We start from the raw sequence: 19,090 nt of genomic DNA, 5'->3' as shown, positions 1-19,090 counted from the left end.
GGAACTGGATCACTCACACATGCTGGAGCCGCTCGAAGCCGACGGCGGGCGGGGTGCCGAGCCGCGCGGGCCTCAGTTCGACCTCGCCGACGACGGTGTCGGCGGGGGCGGCGACCACCCAGGACACCACCGAGGCCACCGACTCGACGCTCATCTTGAGTTCCGAGAAGTCGTCGTCGAAGTTGCGGATGGCACCCGGGTTGAGCAGCGTGGTCCGCACGCCGTTCGGGCGTTCCTCCATCAGCAGCACCTCGGCCACCGACTTCAGTGCCGCCTTGGTCGCGCAGTACGCCATTCCGCCCTCGAACGGCCGGTCCCCGGCGTGCGAACCCATCAGGACGATGTGCCCGCCGGCCGCCCGCAGGGCGGGCAGCGCCGCCTGGATCACGCGGACGTTGGCGGTGAGGTTCACCGCCACCGCCTCGTCCCACACCCGCGGGTCGAGCTCGTCGACCCGGCCCAGGCCCCGCGTCACCGCGTTCAGGACCAGCAGGTCCAGCGCGGGCACGTCGGCGAGTACCGTCCGGGCGGCCTCGAACGCGGCCCGCCCGTCCGCGAGATCGGCCGTGACCGGGTCCCGGTGGTCCGTGCAGGAGCTGCGGTTCAGGCAGCGGACGGTGAAGCCGTCCGCCGCCAGGCGTTCGCGGATGGCCCGCCCGGTCCCCCGGTTCGAGCCCGTCACCAGAGCCCGTCGCCCGGACGCCCGTCGCGCGGCTTCTGGCGGCTCGGCCACAGGCCGCTCGGCCACAGATCGCTCAGCCACGGGTCGCTCAGCCACGAGTGATGAGCCGCATCAGCTCGGTCCACCGCTTGATGATCTCGTCGCCCGAGACGCCCTGGCGGAACAGGTCCTTGTCGTAGCACTCGCCCGCGGCGGAGCGCAGCCGCATGCAGTCGGGCGAGATCTCGGAGTTGATCACGAGTCCGCGCTCCGCGTCGGGCGCGATGATCAGGCAGAAGTCCCAGAGCTCCAGGGGCTCCAGCAGCCCGCGGAGCACGGTGTTGCAGTGCTGCGCGGCGGCCCGGTAGGCGTCCACGTCGAGGCCGAGCAGCCGCAGGTAGTCCTCGCCGATGGGCTGGTCCTCGGGGTCGGTCCGGTAGTCGAACTTGACCACCGGGCGGTCGAGCACCTGGCCCTCGGTGAACAGCCCGGGGTACTTGCGGATCGTCGAACCGGTGGCCCGGTTCTTGACGATGACCTCGAAGGGCGTGGACGGCCGGTAGTCGGCCAGGTAGGTGAGCGGTCCGGTGCGCTCGCGGAAGACCGTGTGCACCCCCTCGGCCGCCAGCCGTCCGGAGACGTACTCGAAGAAGTCAAGTCGCAACTCGCCGGTTCCGTCGATCAGTTCATTGCGGTTGTACGTGAAGCTGCTCAGCGAGGGGATCAGCTCGACCAGGCAGGTGTCCTCGTCGACGAGCCACACCTTCTTGCTGCGCCCCGAGACGTCGGGCGCCTTGGACATCAGATCCATCACATCGGAGGAATGCACGCCTCACATCCATTCTGGCTCGCCGGGCGAACCCATGGGAAGGGAAGGACGGCAGCCCCGTACGCAGGCAGGGCAGGCCGCATTGAAACGTTCGACTCCGGGCCGCGTGACAGACGGGACAGCACGCCTGGCCGAGGGAGGGACTCGCTCGCGTTGCACGTGAACGGAAGGGAACGGCAACGCAAGAGAACGGCTGCGCCCCGCACGGGGGGCCGAGCCTCACTGAATTGCACCCTAGTCGCGCCGTTGAGTGATCGTCAACAGCCCGGCCGGGCGTGAGCAGGACTATTCAACGCGCTCTGGAATGGCGGGAATTGGACGGTTCAGGCGGGGACGGAGACGCGCAGCTTGCGGCGCCCCGTGAACAGCAGCAGCACCGTCACCGAGACGCCGAGCGCCCCGCAGGCGGCGCCCCAGTGCTCGCCGGTGCCCTGGAGCACCCAACCGGTGATCGCGGAGCCCAGGGACGTCCCCGAGGCGAACAGGGTGATCAGCCAGGCGAAGGCCTCGGTGGTGGTGCCGGCCGGGGCCAGCTCGCCGACCAGCATGAAGGTGGTGGCCAGCAGCGGCGCCAGGAACAGGCCGGTCAGCACCAGCAGGGGGCCCATCAGCAGGGCCGGGGGCAGCAGGATCAGCAGGGTGTAGCCGGCCAGCAGGCACAGGGCGAGGGCCAGGGCCCGGCGCGGCAGCGGGGCATCCCACTTCCGGGCCCCGTAGACCAGAACGCCGATCAGCGAGCCTGCGGCGTGCAGAGCCAGCAGTCCGGGCGCTCCGCCGGGGAACGAGCGCTGTTCCGCGTAGTGGACGACCAGGATGTTGAGGGTGCCGATGGCGAAGCCGACGCCGGCCAGGCAGACGAGCAGCAGCACGAGTCCGCGTTCGCGGAGCGGACCGAGCCAGTCGGTGGAGCGTGCGGCGGTCCGCCACCGGCGCGACGGGCCGGAGGTAGCCACCACCAGCACACCGGCTATGCCGAGGACGGCCTGGGCCCAGAGCACGGTGGCGGGCGAGGCCACCGCCACCGTCCCGGCCACCACGAGGGGGCCGGCGACGAAGACCAGCTCCTGGGCGCTGGAGTCCAGGGCGTAGGCGGACTCCAGATCATCGGGGGGAACGAGATCCGGCCACATCGCCCTGAGGCAGGGTTCCAGCGGGGGCGTCGCAGCTCCGGCCACGGCGGCGCCCAGGATCACCAGCGCCCGCTGGTCCGGGGCCACGGCGACGGTGATGAACCCGGCAGCCGCGAGCAGCGCCGTGACCAGCAGCACCAGGGTCTGGCCGCTCCGGTCCACCAGCCGGCCCACCAGCGGGGCGCCCACCGCGGCGGAGAGGGCGAAGGTGCCCGCCGCCAGCCCGACGAAACCGTACGGGGCCCCCGCGTCCCGCAGGGCGAGCGGCACGGCCAGGGCGGCCATGGCGGACGGCAGCCGGCCCACCCAGCTGCCGGTGAGCAGCCGGAACACGGACGGGCGCCGGAGTATGTGTAAGTAGGGCATGAGCGGTCCTTCTTCAGGGTGCCGGAGCCGGCGGCAGGGCCTCGGCGATGAGTTGGGCGAGGTGGGTGCCCCGGCGGTCGGTCTGCTGGGCGATCTGGGTGCGGCAGCTGAATCCGTCGGCCAGGACGCGGGTGTCCGGGTCCGCGGACCGTACGGCGGGCAGCAGTCCCTGTTCGCCGACGGCCACGGAGACCTCGTAGTGGCCGCGCTCGAACCCGAAGTTGCCGGCCAGCCCGCAGCAGCCGGAGCCGACCACCGTGTTGTCCACGCCCATCCGGCGCAGCAGGGCGGCGTCGGCGCCGAAGCCGGACGTGGCGTGCTGGTGGCAGTGCGTCTGGCTGATGGACTCGGCCCCGATCTCGGGGGGTTCCCAGTCGGCGGCCCGCTGGACCAGCAGTTCGGCGAGGGTCAGGGTGGCTCCGGCCAGCGCCTGCGCGTCCTGGTCCCGGCCCAGCAGTTCGGGCAGGTCGGTGCGCAGGGCGGCGGTGCAGCTGGGTTCCAGACCGACGACGGGCACGCCGGCCCGGACCGCGGGGGCGAGCGCGGCGGTGGTGCGCCGGGCGATCCGCCTGGCCACCCCGAGCTGTCCGGTGGTGATCCAGGTGAGGCCGCAGCACTGGGTGCCGTCGGGTACCCGGACGGTGAACCCGGCGTGCTCCAGTACGGCCACGGCCGCCCGGAGGACCTCCGGCGAGAAGTGGTTGTTGAACGAGTCCACCCACAGCACGACCGGCCCGCGGTGCCCATCGCCGCCGGGCGCCCGCCCCCGGAACCAGGAGAGGAACGTCCGGTCCGCGAAGCGCGGCAGGCTGCGCTCGTCGGCGATCCCGCCGAGGCGCTTGACCAGCGGGGCGAGCCGTGATCCCAGGACGGCGTTGGCCAGGCCCGGGGCCCGGGAGGCCGCCCGGGACAGCAGGGGCAGCCAGCCCATGCTGTAGTGGGAGGCCGGCCGGATCCGCCCCTGGTAGTGGTGGTGCAGGAACTCCGACTTGTAGGTGGCCACGTCGACCCCGACGGGGCAGTCGGTGCCGCACCCCTTGCAGGACAGGCACAGGTCGAGGACGTCCCGTACCTCCGTGGAGCGCCAGCCGTCGGTGACGATCTCGCCCTGGGTCATCTCGTACAGCAGCCGGGCGCGTCCGCGGGTGGAGTCCTTCTCGTCCCCGGTGACCCGGAAGCTGGGGCACATGACCCCGGTGCCGTGGTCGGCGGAGGCGCGGCACTTGCCGACGCCGACGCAGCGTCGGGTGGCCTTGGCGAAGTCCCCGTCGTCGGAGTGGTAGGCGAAGACGGTGGCCAGCGGGAGCGGGGGGCGGTGCGGGCTGATGCGCAGGTGCCCGTCGACCGGTGACGGCCGGACGATGATGCCCGGGTTGAGGCCGTTGTCGGGGTCCCAGGCGTCCTTGAACCGCTCGAACAGGGCCATGGCCGCGGGGGAGTACATGAGCGGGAGGAACTCGGAGCGGGCCTTCCCGTCGCCGTGCTCCCCCGAGAGCGAGCCGCCGTGCCCGGCGATCAGCCGGGCGAGGTCCGCGCCGAAGGCCCGGAAGACCGCGGTCCCCTCCTCGGTCGTGAAGTCGAAGTCGATCCGTACGTGCAGGCAGCCTTCGCCGAAGTGGCCGTAGAGGGCTCCCGTGAGACCGTGCCGCTCCATCAGGGCCCCGAACTCCCGCAGGTAGGAGCCGAGCCGCTCGGGGGGGACCGCCGAGTCCTCCCACCCGGGCCAGGCCTCCGACCCGTCGGCCCGGCGGGTCGCCAGTCCGGCGCCGTCCTCGCGGATCCGCCACAGCCGGCGGGCGTCGGCGGGGTCCGCGACGGCCCGGCCGCCGGTGAAGCCGGCCGCTTCCCCCGCGGTCGCCACGAGAGCCTCGGCCCGGTCGGCCAGCTCCTCGGCGGTGCCGCCGAGTTCGGCGAAGAGCCAGGCGGCTCCCGCCGGCAGGGTGTCGATGGCGGCGCGGGTCTCGGGCCGCGTCACCACGTCGGTCAGCGCCTGGTCGAGGCCCTCCAGGGCGAGGAGCCGGTGCCCGAGCAGCGGGACCACCGCCTCCGCGGCCGCGTACGCGTCCTCGAAGCCCAGGACCACCAGGGTCCGTGCGGGCGGCGGCGCGATCAGCCGGACGGTGGCGGACAACACCAGCGCCAGCGTGCCCTCGCTGCCGACGAAGGCCCGGGCGAGGTTGAAGCGGCGCTCCGGCAGCAGGTGTTCCAGGGCGTATCCGGAGACCTGACGGGGGAACCGTCCGAACTCGGTGCGCAACGTGGCGAGGTTGTCCCGGGCGAGGGCGGACAGGGCGCCGATGAGCCGGGCCCGGTCGTCGCCGGCCGCGACGGCCCGGTCGATCTCCTCCCGGCTCATCTCGCCGAGCCGGACGACGGTGCCGCGGTACGTGACCACCTCCAGCTCGACCACGTTGTCCGAGGTGCGGCCCCAGGCGACGGAGTGCGTGCCGCAGGCGTTGTTCCCGATCATGCCGCCGAGGGTGCAGCGGTTGTGGGTGGAGGGGTCGGCCCCGAACAGCAGTCCGTGTCCGGCCGCCGCGCTCTGGAGGTCGTCCAGCACGATGCCGGGCTGGACCGTGGCGGTGCGGGCCTGCGGGTCCAGGGCGAGGAGCCGGTTGAAGAAGCGGGAGAAGTCCAGCACCACTCCCGCGCCGACGGCCTGGCCGGAGGTGCTGGTGCCGGCGCCGCGCGCGGTGACGGACACTCCCAGCCGCCGGCACACCGCCAGCGCGTTGAGGACGTGCGCCCGCTCCCGGGGGAAGACCACGGCCAGCGGGATCTGCCGGTAGTTGGAGGCGTCGGCGGAGTACTGCGCCCGGCGGCCCGGGTCCCCGGACACCTCCCCGCAGTCCGCCTCCGCGAGCACCCGCGCCACGGCCGCCGCGTCAGGTCCCCCGGGGCCCGGTGAAGTCGCCGCCACGGGTGGCCCCGGTCAGCCCGGCAGACCGGGCAGCGCACCGCTCTTGGCGAGCCGCTCCAGTTCGTCCAGGGCCGCGACCGCCTGGCGGGCGGCCTCCGGGTCGCTCTCGGCGAGCCCGCTCTGTGCGAACTCGTCCTCGTCCAGCCGCAGCACCTGGCTGCCGTCCGCCGAGACCCACAGGTCGAGGTCGAGGTCGTCGATCACGATCTCGGCCGCCCCCTCGGGGGGCCGGCGGACCTCCGCGGGGCGGGTGACGTCGCAGTACCAGCCCTTGAGCGCCCCGGCGCCGTCGCGGACCTCCTTGACGGCGTACCAGCGGTCGCGCCAGTAGTGCTCGACGAACACGTCGCCCGGCTCGAAGCGCACGAAGCCGAAGTCCCGCACCTTGGGTGCCGACCACGGGGCGGTCACGGAGATCTGCGCGCCGTCGTCGGCCAGCACGCCGGCCTCGTAACGGATCTTGACCCGGCCGGCCTTGGTCAGCACCACGTCGATCAGTTGCCGCATCCCACTGCCCCAGTCCTCGGTCCCTCGCACGCGTGTCGCCCGGTGATCGTATCGAAACGGGCATCCGATGACGATCATCATTCCGGCCAGCCGCGAGCCGGCGACGGGGCGCGTCCCGGGGTGCGTCCGGGTGCCTGCGGGGCGATCCGCGGCCCTCCGCCCTGGCCGAAACCGGTGCCTCCGGCCGGTGGGGCCGGCCGGCGGGGCGGCGCGGCGGGCCTCGGCCGGCCGGGCGTCCCCGTGGTGCGCCGCACACGGACGGTAACCGGGGCGCGGTGGCCCGGCTGCACACGGGGTGACGCAGAGCGATAATTGCACCAGTACGCACAGAGCCGTTCCGTGGCCGTTCCGCAGATCCGGAAGTGGGGCGCAGTGATGCAGGACCCGGTGTTCCAGGATGCCTCCGGCGGGCCTGCGGAACCGGGCGACGAGACGTACGCCCTCCTCGACTCGCGCGGTGTCGTGATCGGCTGGGGTCCCGGGGCGGAGCGGCTGCTCGGCTACACGGCCCGGGAGGTGCACGGGCTGCGCGGGGCCGATCTGCTGCTCGCGCGCCCGGACACGGGGCGCACGGTCCTGCGGCACCGCAGCGGGCGCGGGGTCGAGGTCGCGCTCCACGCCCGCCCCATGGTGTCCACGACCGGTGACCGGCAGTGGCTGATCCAGGCGACCGACGTCGGCGCCACGCGGCGGCACGAGCTCAGCGAGGCGCTGATCAGGGGGTTGTTCACCGAGTCCCCTTTCCTCATCGACGTCTTCGACACGCAGTTGCGCTTCATCGCGCAGAACGACGCCCTGCGGCGCGGCGGGGGCTTCGCAAACGAGGAGTTCATCGGGCGCACGATGTCCGAGGTGGCGCCGTCCGACCTGCTGGACATGGCGGCCCTGGAGGCGCGCCAGCGCCGAGTTCTGGAGACCGGTGAGGCCCTGGTCCACACCGAGGTGCGCGGCCTGCTGCGGGGTGACCCCGACCGGCAGCACGTCTGGTCCGAGAGCATCCTGCCGCTGCGGAGCAGCTCCGGCGAGCTGATCGCGCTGGCCCACGCCGTCACCGACGTGACCGAACGGGTCCGGGCCCGCGAACGGCTGGCGCTGGTCAACGACGCGAGCACGCGCATCGGCACCACGCTGGACGTGCTGCACACGGCGCGGGAGCTCGTCGAGGTGGCGGTTCCGGAGTTCGCCGACCACGCCTACGTCAACCTGCTCGCCCCCGTGTTCGGCGGCGAGGAGCCGGTCGTGGGCCCCGTCGGCGAGGCCGTGACACTGCTGCGGGCGGCGACGTCCGTCCCTCCCGGCGGCTCGGCCGAGCCGGCCGTGGCGACGGGAGACGCCGACCCGTTCACCTCGGGGCCGGGCTCCCTGTTCACCCGGGCCATGGCCGGCGGGGAGCCGCTGCTGCTGACGGGCGAGGAGCTGATCGCGGAGGTCGCCCCGGTCGACCCCCGGCAGGCCGAGCTGGTCCGCGCGCACGGGGTCCACTCGTGGCTGCTGGTTCCGATGTCCGCCCGCGATGCCGCGCTGGGCGCCGCGGTCTTCGTACGGTACGCGCGCGCCCACGGGTTCGAGCCGGACGACGTCCTGCTGGCCGAGGAGCTCACGGCGCGCGCGGCGGTGTGCATCGACAACGCGAGCCGCTACACGCGGGAGCGGACGGCGGCGCTGGCTCTGCGGCGCAGCCTGCTGCCCCAACGGCTGCCCGAACTCGGCGCGTTGGAGGCCGTGACCCGCTATCTGCCGGCGCACGGCCGGGCGCAGCTGGGCGGGGCGTGGTACGACGTGATCCCGCTGTCGGGCGCACGGGTGGCCCTGGTGGTGGGCGACGCGCAGGGGCACGGCCTGAACGCGGCGGTGACCATGGGGCGGCTGCGGACTGCGGTCCGCACCCTCGCGGACCTCGACCTCTCCCCCGACGAGCTGCTCTCGTACATGGACGACCAGATCCACCGGTTCGCGGACGAGCAGGCCCAGGACGGGGACGGCGGGCCGCGTCCGGGCGGGGCGGCGGGCACGACCTGCGTGTACGCCGTCTTCGATCCGATCTCGCGGCAGTGCGCGGTGGCCAGCGCGGGGCATCCGCCGCCGGTGCTCGCCCCCGTGGGCGGGGCGCCCGCGATGGTGGCGCTGCCCGCGGGGCCGCCCCTGGGTTTCGGCGGATCCCCCTTCGGGAGCGCCGAGTTGACGCTGGACGACGGGGACGTGCTCGTGCTGTACACCCACGGCCTGGTCGCAGCCCCCGACCGGGAGGTGGACCTCGGCCTCGAACGGCTTCCGGAGGCGCTGTCGGGCATCGCGCTCACGCCGCCGTCCGGGGCCGGAGGCACCACGGGGAACGGGCTGGACGAGGCCTGCGACGCGGTGATCGGCCGGTTGCTGCCGGTGCTGCCGCAGAACGACGTGGCGGTGCTGATGGTGCGCCTGCACGAGCTGGCGGCCGGACACCACGTCACCTGGGACCTGCCGGCGGAGCCCGAGGTCGTGGGCCGGGCCCGTACCCTCGCGACGCGGCAGCTGGCCGCATGGGGTCTGGAGGAACTGGAGTTCACCACGGAGCTGGTGGTCAGCGAGCTGGTCACCAACGCGATCCGCTACGGCAGCGAGCCGGTCCAGCTGCGGATGATCCGCGACCGCGAGCTGATCTGCGAGGTCTCGGACGGCAGCAGCACCTCCCCGCACGTGCGGCGCGCGGAGGAGACCGACGAGGGAGGGCGCGGGCTGTTCATGGTGGCGCAACTGGCCCAGCTGTGGGGCACCCGCTACCACGCCCGCGGCAAGACCATCTGGGCCGAACAGCCCTTCCCCGAGGGGTTCCTGGAGGCGGCGGACGCCGCCGCGGCCGAAGACTGACGGCGGACGGCGGACGGCGGACGGCGGACGGCGAACGCCCGGAGCGTGTGCCCCCGGCCGCGGTTGCGGCCGGGGGCACAGGGACGGCCCTCAGCCCTGCAGGGCCCGGTCGAGCACCGCCGCCGGTACGGGGGCGTAGCCCGTGGGCCGGGCGGTGAACGTGCCCCGGCCCTGGGTGCGGCTGCGCAGCCGGGACGCGTAGCCGAACAGCTCGGCCAGCGGCACGGTGGCGGTGACCGCCGTGCCGCCCGCCCGCGCCGCCGAGCCCGAGACCCGGCCGCGCCGCGCGGCCAGGTCGCCCAGCACCCCGCCGACGGCGTCGTCGGGTACGGTCACCACGACCTCGGCCACCGGTTCCAGCAGCTCCATCTCCGCGGCGCGCAGGGCCTCGCGCAGCGCGAACCTGCCCGCCGCCCGGAACGCCGTCTCGGAGGAGTCCTTGGGGTGGGTGGCCCCGTCGGTCAGGGTGACCCGGAGCCCGGTCACCGGGTGCCCGCCGAGGGGGCCCTCGGCGAGCGCGTCCCGGCAGCCCGTCTCCACCGCGCGGACGTACTCCTGCGGCACCCGCCCGCCGACGACGGCCGAGCGGAAGGCGAAGCCGCCGGCGTCGCCTTCGGCGTCGGCGCCGCCCAGGGGCTCGACGTCGAGGACCACATGGGCGAACTGGCCGGCCCCGCCGTCCTGCTTGACGTGCCGGTAGACCAGCCCCGACACCCCGCGCACGACGGTCTCGCGGTGGGCCACCCGCGGGCGGCCCACGCCGATGTGCAGCCCGTGGCTGCGGCGGATCTTCTCCACCGCCACCTCCAGGTGCAGCTCGCCCATGCCCGACAGCACCGTCTGGCCCGTCTCGGGATCGGTCCGCACCACCAGCGACGGGTCCTCCTCGACCAGCCGGGCCAGCGCCGCGGACAGGCGGCCCGCCTCGGCGCCGGTGCCCGCCTCGACCGCCACGGACACCACCGGGGCGGCGGTCTTCGGCGGTTCGAGGACGAGCGGCGCGCCGGGGGCGCACAGCGTGGACCCGGCGCGGGTGCCCTTGAGCCCGACCACGGCGACGATGTCCCCCGCCACGGCCTGCTCCACCTCGGCGTGCCGGTCGGCCTGGACGCGCAGGATGCGCCCGATCCGCTCGGTGCGGCCGGTGCCCGCGTCCAGCACGGTGTCCCCCTTCCTCATCGTTCCCGAGTACACCCGCAGGCAGGTCAGCCGTCCGGTCGGCGTCGCGTTCACCTTGAACGCCAGCGCGGCGAACGGCGCCGACGGGTCGGCGGGCCGCTCCTGCACCGCAGCGCCGTGGGCTCCCCGTACGGGCGGCACGTCGGCCGGCGAGGGGAGGTACGACACGATGGCGTCCAGCAGCGGTTCGATCCCGCGGTTGCGGTACGCCGAGCCGCACAGCACGACGACCCCCTCCCCGCTGCGCGTCAGGTCGCGCAGCGCGGCGCCGAGCGTGGCGGCGGAGAGCGCCGAGGTGGCGCAGTACTCCTCCAGGGCGGCCGGATGGAGCTCGGCGACCCGCTCCTCCAGCTGCCGGCGGCGGCTGCGCGCCTCCTCGTACAGCTCCTCGGGTACGGCGCCCGTCTCGTACGCGTCCTGCCCGGCGCGCCAGAGCAGCGCCCGCATGCGGACGAGGTCGACCGTCCCGCGGAACCCGTCCTCCTGCCCGACGGGCAGCTGGACGACCAGCGGGACCACGTGGAGCCGCTGCGCCACGGAGGCGACCACCCGGTCGAGGTCGGCGCCGACGCGGTCCATCTTGTTGACGAACACGATCCGCGGCACGCCGTGGTGGTCGGCCTGTCTCCATACCGACTCGCTCTGCGGTTCGACGCCCGCGACGGCGTCGAAGACCGCGACCGCGCCGTCGAGCACGCGCAGCGAGCGCTCCACCTCGTCGGAGAAGTCGACGTGTCCCGGTGTGTCGATCAGGTTGATGCGGTGGCCGTCCCACGTACAGCTGACGGCGGCCGCGAAGATGGTGATGCCGCGGTCGCGCTCCTGCGGGTCGTAGTCGGTGACGGTCGTGCCGGCGTGGACCTCGCCGCGCTTGTGGGTGGCGCCGGTGGTGTAGAGGATCCGCTCGGTGACGGTGGTCTTCCCGGCGTCGACGTGGGCGAGGATGCCGAGGTTGCGGACGGTGGTCGCGGTGTTCGGGTGGGTGCGCATGGCCCGGGGCCTTTCGGCGGAGGGGTGAAGAGGGCAGCGCGATTTCCGGACGGGACGGGGCTCGGAAGGGGCGGGCGTCACAGGGCTCGGCCACGCCCCGGGTACGCCCGGGTGTGCGGGGCCGGCTCGCCTGCCGTCATGAGGGCGGGTCCTCGTCGCGGACGTCCGATGGCGGCCGCGCAGCCGTCATCGGGAGGCCGAGGACACCGGGATCACGTCGTACCGGGAGCGGGGAGCGAAGACGGCGATGCGGTGACACATGGCCCGGCTCCCCTCACTGGAATCACTGGAGTCGTTCGACTCGTACGACGGAGCGCACGCCACGTCGCGCGGCGGCACGGGAGCGAGTGTAGTGACACGGCAGCGGCCCGGCACCGCAATTGTTCGCGGGCCGGGCCGGACGCCTCCTCAGGATGCGGCGGGACTCGGGGAGTCGTGCCCGCCGGCGTGGGAGGAGCCGTGGGAGGCGTCGTGCGTGGGGTCTTGCGCCGGGGTCTGCCCGGGGCCGGGCGGGGCGTCGTGGGAGGAGCCGTGGCCGGGGGCGCTCTGGATGGTCCCGCCGAGGCGGGTGTGGGCCGGGGCCAGCGCCTCGGCGGATGCCCCGGTGACCACCCAGGTGGGCCCCACCAGGTACGTGCCGCCGTAGTTCTGGGCCTCCGTCAGCCAGGCCTGGCGGCCCTGCTCGCTGGTGAAGGTGGCCATCCGGAAGGCCTGCGGCCCCGTCCCGCACGCCCCCTCCCGGAGTTCCTCCGCGTCGACCGTGATCTCGGGCGTGCAGCCGAGGGCGTCGCCGATCTGCTGGAGCGGGGCGGGGCGGGCGCCGGACGAGGGGGGTGCGGACGGACTCGGACTCGGGTCGGATCCCTGCGGACCGGCCGACGCCCGGGCGCTGCAGCCGCCGCACAGCAGCGTCGCGAGCAGCACGGCGGCAGCGGCGGCGGCGATACGGGGTGAAGGGGGCATGCTGGCTGCCTCACAGGGGGTCGGGGGCGGGATCGTCACCGGGCTCTCCGGGATGCGGTGCGCGTCACGCCGTCGGGGGGACCTTCTTGCCCTCGGCGGTGACCGCGAACCAGAGTCCCTGCTTGTTGTGTCCGTTCGCCTGGCCGGGCCCGGTGTCCCCGGTGAACGTGTAGACCGGCCAGCAGTCGATCGTCAACTGCTCGCTGCCGTCGGGCCGCTTGACCGATCCGACCAGCTTGCCAGAAATTCCCTCGGCCTTCGACTTGTCCACGGCGGGGGCGGGCTTCCAGGTGTCCAGGCAGGCGCCGAGGCAGCCGAACTTCATCGGCCACGCACTGTCCTTGTCGAATCGGTAGAGCGTGCGCCATTGGCCGTCCACCAGGATCTTTCCGAGCTTTTCGTTGTCGGCCACGGAAAGTTCCGCTCCCGACTTCATCTCCATGCCCGCCATCCCTCCGTTTCCGTCCGCCTTCTGTTTCTTGTCGACGGCCTTCTTGCCGTCCGGCGCCAGTGCGTGCCAGGTGCCGCCGACGCCCTCGCCCTTCGCCTCGCCCGCCTTGGTGTCCTTCGCGTAGCGGTACACCGGCCAGCCGCCGAGGGTCAGCTGCTTGCTGCCGTCCGCCCGGGCCACCGAGCCGAGGAGGGAGGCGTCTATGCCGGCGGCGGCCGACGCGTCGTCCGCCGGGACCGCCGGCCACGTCACGGCGCAGTCCCCTTCGCAGTTGGACTTGGGCGGCTGGGGCGTGTCCTTGTCGAAGCGGTAGAGGGCCATTCCGGCGCTGTCCGTGACCACGCTGCCGACGCTCGCGATGTCGCGTACGGCCAGCTGCCCCGCCGGGCCGCCCTTGTCGGAGCCCGAGCCGACGTCGGAGCCCGACCCGGAACCGGCGGCGGGGGCCGCGCCGCCCGCCCCGTAGCCGCCCGCTCCGTAGCCCGTGTCGTATGCGCCCCCGAGGGCCTTTCCAGCGCCCGCCGGCTGTACGGAATTCGCGTTGCGCGCGCCATTTTCGCTGCTTCCGCATCCGACTGCCAGCAACAGAACCGCAGTCACCGATCCAACAGTCGCAATACCACGCTTCTTGTTCACGATCACTCCTTCGGGTTGAACCCGGGGGGTTGGTCTACTGCCTTATTCATAAGGCCTGAGAGGTTCACCGAATTCGAATGAACGGGAATTTGTCAGATCACGCTAACGGTTGAACTCCGTTGCCGGCAGCCGCTTACCGCGGGCTCATTCCTGAATGCGCAGCGCGAGCGCGGGGCAGCGCCGTACGGCGCGGAGCGCCTTCGGTCGCAGCCTCCCGGGGACCGACATGACGGCCTCGGCCGGATAGCCGTCCCGGTCCAGCCGCACCACGTCCGGCAGCACGTCCACGCACAGCCCGTGGCCCTTGCACAGCGTCCAGTCCACGACGAGCTTTTCGGGGTTCTCGTCCGCGGGCAGGGGCAGCGCCCCGAGCACACGGCGGCCGCATCCGCTGCCGAGGGCGTGGTCGCGCATCTCCTCGGGGAAGACGGCGAGCGCGGAGGCCATGAAGGCCGAGGTGCCGTCGGGATGACTGCACGCACCGCGGCGCAGCACGCCCCGCATCCGCGCCTCCACCGCCTCCAGGGCGGCCCGGCCTCCCCCGGCCACCAGGGCGTCCACGGCGTCGGCGAGCGAGGGCAGGCCCCGCACGCAGGGGCCGCACTGGCCGGCGGTCTCGTCCGCCATCCAGCGCATCACGCGGGCCACTTCGCCCGCCGGGCAGGTGTCCTCGGGCAGCGGCAGGATCGCGCCCGCCCCGAGCGTCGCCTTGTACGCCGTCAGGGATTCGCGGGAGAGCAGTGCCGTCCGCGCCGCCGCCGGCGTCAGCCATTTGCCGTGGTACCCCCCGACCAGGACGCCCTGGCCGGGGGAGGAGCCGCACAGTTCCAGCACGTATGCCAGGGACGTCCCGAGCGGCGCCTCCACGACCGTCGAACCGCTGATCGTCAGCATGACGGTGCCCGGCTCGCTCTCCAGGCCGACCGAGCGGAATCCCGCCACGCCGAGCCGGGCCGCGACGGCGAGCTGTGCGTACGTCTCGGTGTTGGACAGCAGGGTCGGCAGCCCGCTCAGTCCTCGTTCACTGGTCCGGACCTTCTGCCCGTTCGGGACGGCGGCCCCCCCGTTGAGGCCGTTCACGAGGGAGGTCCCCTCTCCGCTGACGAAGCGCTCGGGAAGCCTGCCGACGCGCACGCGGCTGCCGGCCGCGCCGCGCTCGGCGACGGCGGCCCGCACGGACTGCTCCACGTCGTCCCTGGTCACGCCGATGGCGACCTCCTCGGCGCCGATCGCGTCGGCCGCCAGCAGGGCGCCGTCGAGCACCAGGTGCGGGGAGTGCAGCAGCACGGCGGCGTCCTTGAGGCAGCTCGGCTCGCCCTCGGTGCCGTTCACCACGACGGCGCTGCGCCCCTCCTTGGTCCGGGCGGAGCGGATCACCGCCTTGAGCTTGCGGGCGAACGGAAAACCCGCTCCCCCGCGGCCCTTCAGGTCGATGCCCTCGGCGAGCTCCACGAGTTCGTCCTGGTTGTACTGCGGCATCGGACCGTGCACCACCAGGTGGTTGGCACGGTCGAGCCTCGGCAGCACGTCGAGTCCGGCCAGCAGCCGGGGCTGGCCGACGCACCCGAGGGCGGGATCGACGATCGAGGTCACTGACGTCCCCGCATCCCGTCGAACGACCCACCGAACCGGTCCGTGCCGGGTCCGGCCCCGATGCCGCTGGGGATGACCACCGTCTCGTACGAGCCGGTGCCGTACGCCTCGGCGCCATACGTCTCGGCGCCGTACGACGGCGCGTAGGACGGCGCGTACGTCGGCCCGCCGTACGGCGGGAGGACCTCGGTCGTGGGCTCCAGGGCCTGCCGGGGCGACGGTACGAAGCCGGTCGCCGCGGGGGCGGCGACCGGGCCGGGCTGCTGTCCGGCGGAGCGGCGGCCCGTCTGGCGCGCCAGACGCGTCGTCAGCCGTTCGGCGGCCCACTCGGCGGGCTGCCGCAGGAACCGCTGCTGCGCGTTCCTGGGTCCGGGCTTCGTCTGGGGGGCGGACGCCTGAGCGGCGGCCACCGGGCGGGCGGGCGCCGCCAGGAGCCTGGCCCGGAGGCGGATGGCCAGCAGGCCGGCGACCCCGATCAGGCAGAGCGCGTACGACACCGTCACCCAGTCGTTGGCGGCCCGGCCGGACTTCAGTCCGTGCACCAGGGAGGCACCCCACGCGGGATAGGCGCCCACGTGCAGGGCGCGCCACCACAGGGAGCGCCCCTTGGTGGCGAAGGCGCTGCGGACCGCACCGGAGACCGCCACGGAGACGAAGAGGTATCCGGCGATCGTGCCCAGGCCTATGAGGACCGGCTTGTCCCGGTCGGTGAACGGCAGGAGCGCGGCGGAGGCACTGGTGTGCGCCTCCGTGACCTTGATCCATATGTGCAGGGCGAGGAAGCCCAGTCCCGCGACGGCCAGGCCGCGGTGCGCGCCCTGGGCGACGAGCCGGTACCCGGAGGTCAGCACCTTACGGTCCGTGGCCGCGAGGCCCCACAGGACGGCGGAGGTGAGGCAGACGAGCGAGAGGACGCCCGCCCCGAAGTCGAGGAACTCCGCAAAGTGGCTGAAGGCGCCCACCCAGGCCGCCACGGCCAGGAAGAGCAGGGCCGTGAGGGCGGCCACGACGAGCGTGGCGGGACGTACGCCTCCCGCGGGGGCCAGCAGGGGCGGCCTGCGGACCGCCCGCCGGCCTGCGGCCGCGGCAGCGGCGACGCCGGCATGGCGTCTGGTGCGGTTGGCCCGGTGTGAGCGGGGCGTACGGGCTTGGTACAGGGGCATTTAGTTCTCCCATACGCCCAGGCCCGAGGCACTCCACCGCGCACTCGGCGCCCGGGGTAGTCGACGGAACTGCTCCGCGGGGGGCGGGAGATGAGGTCTCTGATCTCACCCGACCGGGAGCGGGGGCCGGAGTGCAGAAGCATCGTGGAGGTTCGCAAGGCCTCCACAGTATTTATCTAATCGTGACAAGTTCTGGTGCGCGTGGCATCGTCACACCGGAGGTCCGCGGAAGATTCCCTTCCAACCGGTGCGGTGGCACCCCCGAGACGCTTTGTCCGCCACCACACCTCCCCGACGGCAAAGTTGAGGCAAAGTCGCGGGACTGCAAGTGGATGGCACTCTCCTGGAGGGTGTACGAGGTGCTCGACTCCCCCGTCCGCACAGGCGCAGAGGGGGGAGGAGCGCGGCCTCGACAGGCTTGTCACCCTCCCACGTGGCAGGCCGTACCCCGGCATGAACGAGGTAACAATGTGCGAACTTCTGAACCGCATCTGGGCCCGTCCCCGAGGCGAATGGACCCGGGTCCTGCGAAGGGAACTGCCCGCGCTGAGCGCGGGAATGGTGGAGGAGCTGAGGGAGGAGCTCCCCGGGTTCTCCGCCCTGGTCGACGACCTTGACGAGGAGGTGGTCAGACAGCGGCTCGAAGTGGCCCTGCTGACCGCCCTCGGGTACCGCGAGCCCGCGCCGCAGAAGCAGGCCAAGGCCGCGGACCCGCATCCCGGACCCGACCCCGCCCCCCTCAGGGACGAGCAGGACCACCCGGAAGAGGAAGGGGAGGAGGACGAGGACGACTACGCGGCCGAGGAGGAGGACCACGCCTACGCGGCCGAGACGGAAGAAGAGGAGGAAGAGCACCGGGGCCCGCCCCGGCTCCGGGACCCCCGCCGCAGGCAGTTGGCCGCCCTGACGGTGGTCCCCCGGGAGGGACTCGGGACACGCTCCGAGAGGGCCCGGCGCGAGCTGTTCTCCGCTCTTACGAGTGACATGCCCATGGCTGAAATCGCCCTCTCCGAACTCGCCGCGGCGGCCGGCTGGCCCCTCCCGGCCGAGATACGCGCCATCGCCCTGGCCACGCCGGGCGAGACCCAGCAGCTGGCGGCCGTCCTGGACGACGGACTCGCCGGCATGGTCGGAGGCCAGCCCTGCCTGCTGGTCCCGAACCCCGACCCGGAGACCCGCACCTCCCTCGAAGCCCTGCTCCGCGGACGGTTCGCCGCCGTGGGCCACCCCGTCGCCCCCCGCGACACCGCCTCCTCACTGCGATGGGCCCTGCGGCTGCTGTCCCTGACCCCCAACCGCCCCGGCCTGGAAGCCCGGGCCCTCTTCGTCGACGACCACCTGTCGACCCTCATGCTGCTCCAGGACGAGCCCCTGGCTCACGCACTGGCCGCACGCTGGCTGCGACCCCTGGCCAACCTGACACCGCGCCAGAGCGAAAGGCTCGAAGTGACCCTTCTGGCCTGGCTCGAAGGCGGGGGCGCACCCGAGGCCGCAAAGGCGCTGAGTGTGCACCCCCAGACCGTGCGCTACCGCATGCGGCAGCTGGAGAAGCTCTTCGGCCCCGGCCTGCGGGACCCCCGTACCCGCTTCGAACTCGAAATGGCCCTGCGCAGCCGCCGCCTGATGGCCCAGGTGCGCCGCCAGAACGCGCGGGTGACCCGCAAGGTGCGCGCCGCCGCCAATGACTTCCGGCCGCTCGGCGTGGGCCGCATGGCCCGCGTGAACGGCCTGTAACCCCCGGCCCCGCAGGCCCCCCGGCCCCCCTACCCCTCCCCCTCCCCCATACATACGGAAGCGGCCCCGGTCCCCTCCCCGCCCAGACGGAGCGGGGGGATGGACCGGGGCCGCCGCGTGCTACCGGCCGACGGGGACCGCGGACGCTCCGGCCCGCAACGCGGCGTTGAGGTCCAGCAGTTCGGCGTACGCACGGGAACAGGAGCGGCACCCCGCCAGATGCCGGGCGAGACCGCGGCCGCGGGGAGCCCCGCGACGCCGGACCGCCGCCCCGAGCACACTGCCGTAGTGGCGGCACCGGTCGTCGGCGGCCGTGTCCAGGTGGGCGCGCAGGTACGCCTCGCGCAGTCCCTCGCGGGCCCGGAAGGCCAGCGAGGTCACGGCGCTCGGGGTGATTCCGAGCAGCAGCGGGACGGAGTGGGGGCAGTCGTCCTCGACCAGGGTGTGCCAGAGGACGGCCTTCCAGCGTTCGGGCAGGCCCTGGAACGAGCTGGCGATCAGCCGGCGGTCCTCGCCCGCCAGCAGCCGGCGCTGCGGATCGTCCCCGTCGGGACCGGGCCGGCACCAGGCTTCGACATCGGGCGTCAGAACGGTCCGGCGGGCGCCGGCCCGCCACTCGACCGCCGTGTGGCGGACCACCGCCAGGAGGTACGGGCGCCACTCGTCCCGGGGCCCGGCGCCGGAGCGGACGGCCTGGAGGGTGCGGATGAACGCCTCCGAGACGAGGTCCTCGGCGTCGTGCGGGCCCCGGCAACAACGGCGCGCACATGCAAAAGCGGCGGCACGGTGCCGCCGGTAGAGGTACTCGCAGACGGCCGGATCGCCGCCGCCCGCCGCGTAGGCCGCCCTGAGCCGCCGGATCAGGTTCCCGTCCGAAGGATCGGGACCGGGGTCGGGCCCCGGGTCGGGACCGGGATCCGGTCCGGGATCCGGTCCGGGATCCGGTCCGGGATCCGGTCCGGGATCCGGTCCGGGATCCGGTCCGGGATCCGGTCCGGGTTCGGGATCCGCGTCGGGATCCGCGTCGGGATCCGGCCCGCCTCGCGGGCCGGGTGTGGTGTGACGAGAGCCGGACATGGCACTCCTCGTGTGGGTCTCAGGGCCCCGCGGGCCCCTTGGGA

The 19,090-nt window shown here is 73.6% G+C and carries 13 protein-coding genes; 2 read left to right on the top strand and 11 right to left on the bottom strand.

From position 1 onward, the window contains the following. Positions 1-13: 13 nt before the first annotated feature. The 5 genes from ACIPK4_RS18865 to ACIPK4_RS18845 form a co-directional block, all read right to left on the bottom strand. On the bottom strand, positions 14-682 hold the full coding sequence (locus tag ACIPK4_RS18865; protein WP_402313933.1) for an SDR family oxidoreductase: 669 nt from the start codon (positions 680-682) through the stop codon (positions 14-16). 88 nt (positions 683-770) lie between these two features. Then, positions 771-1,490, bottom strand: a complete 720-nt coding sequence (locus tag ACIPK4_RS18860; protein ID WP_376199353.1) for a phosphoribosylaminoimidazolesuccinocarboxamide synthase — start codon at positions 1,488-1,490, stop codon at positions 771-773. A gap of 323 nt (positions 1,491-1,813) precedes the next feature. Next, complete coding sequence (locus ACIPK4_RS18855) at positions 1,814-2,986, bottom strand: MFS transporter (protein WP_402313931.1); 1,173 nt, start codon at positions 2,984-2,986, stop codon at positions 1,814-1,816. 13 nt (positions 2,987-2,999) lie between these two features. Further along, complete coding sequence (locus ACIPK4_RS18850; protein ID WP_402313929.1) at positions 3,000-5,861, bottom strand: FAD-binding and (Fe-S)-binding domain-containing protein; 2,862 nt, start codon at positions 5,859-5,861, stop codon at positions 3,000-3,002. Positions 5,862-5,918: 57 nt separating this feature from the next. Continuing rightward, entirely contained in the window at positions 5,919-6,413 is a 495-nt protein-coding gene (locus tag ACIPK4_RS18845) for a DUF402 domain-containing protein (RefSeq protein WP_402313927.1), read from the bottom strand. 339 nt (positions 6,414-6,752) lie between these two features. On the opposite strand from ACIPK4_RS18845, the gene ACIPK4_RS18840 reads away from it, so the two are divergent. Continuing rightward, complete coding sequence (locus tag ACIPK4_RS18840) at positions 6,753-9,260, top strand: SpoIIE family protein phosphatase (protein ID WP_402313925.1); 2,508 nt, start codon at positions 6,753-6,755, stop codon at positions 9,258-9,260. Between the two features lie 90 nt (positions 9,261-9,350). Here ACIPK4_RS18840 and fusA read toward each other — a convergent pair whose 3' ends face one another. From fusA to ACIPK4_RS18815, 5 genes are all read right to left on the bottom strand, one after another. Next, positions 9,351-11,429, bottom strand: a complete 2,079-nt coding sequence (fusA, locus tag ACIPK4_RS18835; RefSeq protein WP_402313923.1) for an elongation factor G — start codon at positions 11,427-11,429, stop codon at positions 9,351-9,353. Between the two features lie 408 nt (positions 11,430-11,837). After that, the gene (locus tag ACIPK4_RS18830) at positions 11,838-12,392 is read right to left on the bottom strand and encodes a hypothetical protein (protein ID WP_402313921.1); all 555 of its coding nucleotides are present in this window, start codon (positions 12,390-12,392) and stop codon (positions 11,838-11,840) included. Positions 12,393-12,456: 64 nt separating this feature from the next. After that, positions 12,457-13,479 carry an SCO0930 family lipoprotein gene (locus tag ACIPK4_RS18825; RefSeq protein ID WP_402313919.1) on the bottom strand — a complete coding sequence of 341 codons (1,023 nt, stop codon included), beginning with the start codon at positions 13,477-13,479 and terminating at the stop codon, positions 12,457-12,459. Positions 13,480-13,623: 144 nt separating this feature from the next. Then, entirely contained in the window at positions 13,624-15,072 is a 1,449-nt protein-coding gene (locus ACIPK4_RS18820) for an NADH-ubiquinone oxidoreductase-F iron-sulfur binding region domain-containing protein (protein ID WP_402313917.1), read from the bottom strand. Further along, positions 15,069-16,235, bottom strand: a complete 1,167-nt coding sequence (locus tag ACIPK4_RS18815; protein ID WP_402313915.1) for a hypothetical protein — start codon at positions 16,233-16,235, stop codon at positions 15,069-15,071. The genes ACIPK4_RS18820 and ACIPK4_RS18815 overlap by 4 nt, the downstream gene beginning before the upstream one ends. A 468-nt stretch (positions 16,236-16,703) precedes the next feature. On the opposite strand from ACIPK4_RS18815, the gene ACIPK4_RS18810 reads away from it, so the two are divergent. After that, positions 16,704-17,969 (top strand): PucR family transcriptional regulator, encoded by a 1,266-nt coding sequence (locus tag ACIPK4_RS18810; protein WP_402313913.1) that lies wholly within the window; start codon positions 16,704-16,706, stop codon positions 17,967-17,969. A 120-nt stretch (positions 17,970-18,089) separates the two neighbouring features. On the opposite strand, the gene ACIPK4_RS18805 is transcribed toward ACIPK4_RS18810, so the two are convergent. Further along, entirely contained in the window at positions 18,090-19,046 is a 957-nt protein-coding gene (locus tag ACIPK4_RS18805) for an RNA polymerase sigma factor (protein ID WP_402313911.1), read from the bottom strand. Positions 19,047-19,090 lie beyond the last annotated feature (44 nt).

This window comes from Streptomyces sp. NPDC086989 (assembly GCF_044745505.1).
Lineage (GTDB): Bacteria > Actinomycetota > Actinomycetes > Streptomycetales > Streptomycetaceae > Streptomyces.
Note: the sequence above shows the minus strand (reverse complement) of the source record. Positions and strands in the feature narration are given on the sequence as shown.

What these genes read in the sequence shown, in the direction of transcription:
- ACIPK4_RS18855 (WP_402313931.1), bottom strand. Translation starts at nt 2,986, where the DNA reads ATGCCCTACTTACACATACTCCGGCGCCCGTCCGTGTTCCGGCTGCTC.
- ACIPK4_RS18845 (WP_402313927.1), bottom strand. Translation starts at nt 6,413, where the DNA reads ATGCGGCAACTGATCGACGTGGTGCTGACCAAGGCCGGCCGGGTCAAG.
- fusA (WP_402313923.1), bottom strand. Translation starts at nt 11,429, where the DNA reads ATGCGCACCCACCCGAACACCGCGACCACCGTCCGCAACCTCGGCATC.
- ACIPK4_RS18830 (WP_402313921.1), bottom strand. Translation starts at nt 12,392, where the DNA reads ATGCCCCCTTCACCCCGTATCGCCGCCGCCGCTGCCGCCGTGCTGCTC.
- ACIPK4_RS18815 (WP_402313915.1), bottom strand. Translation starts at nt 16,235, where the DNA reads ATGCCCCTGTACCAAGCCCGTACGCCCCGCTCACACCGGGCCAACCGC.
- ACIPK4_RS18810 (WP_402313913.1), top strand. Translation starts at nt 16,704, where the DNA reads ATGTGCGAACTTCTGAACCGCATCTGGGCCCGTCCCCGAGGCGAATGG.
- ACIPK4_RS18805 (WP_402313911.1), bottom strand. Translation starts at nt 19,046, where the DNA reads ATGTCCGGCTCTCGTCACACCACACCCGGCCCGCGAGGCGGGCCGGAT.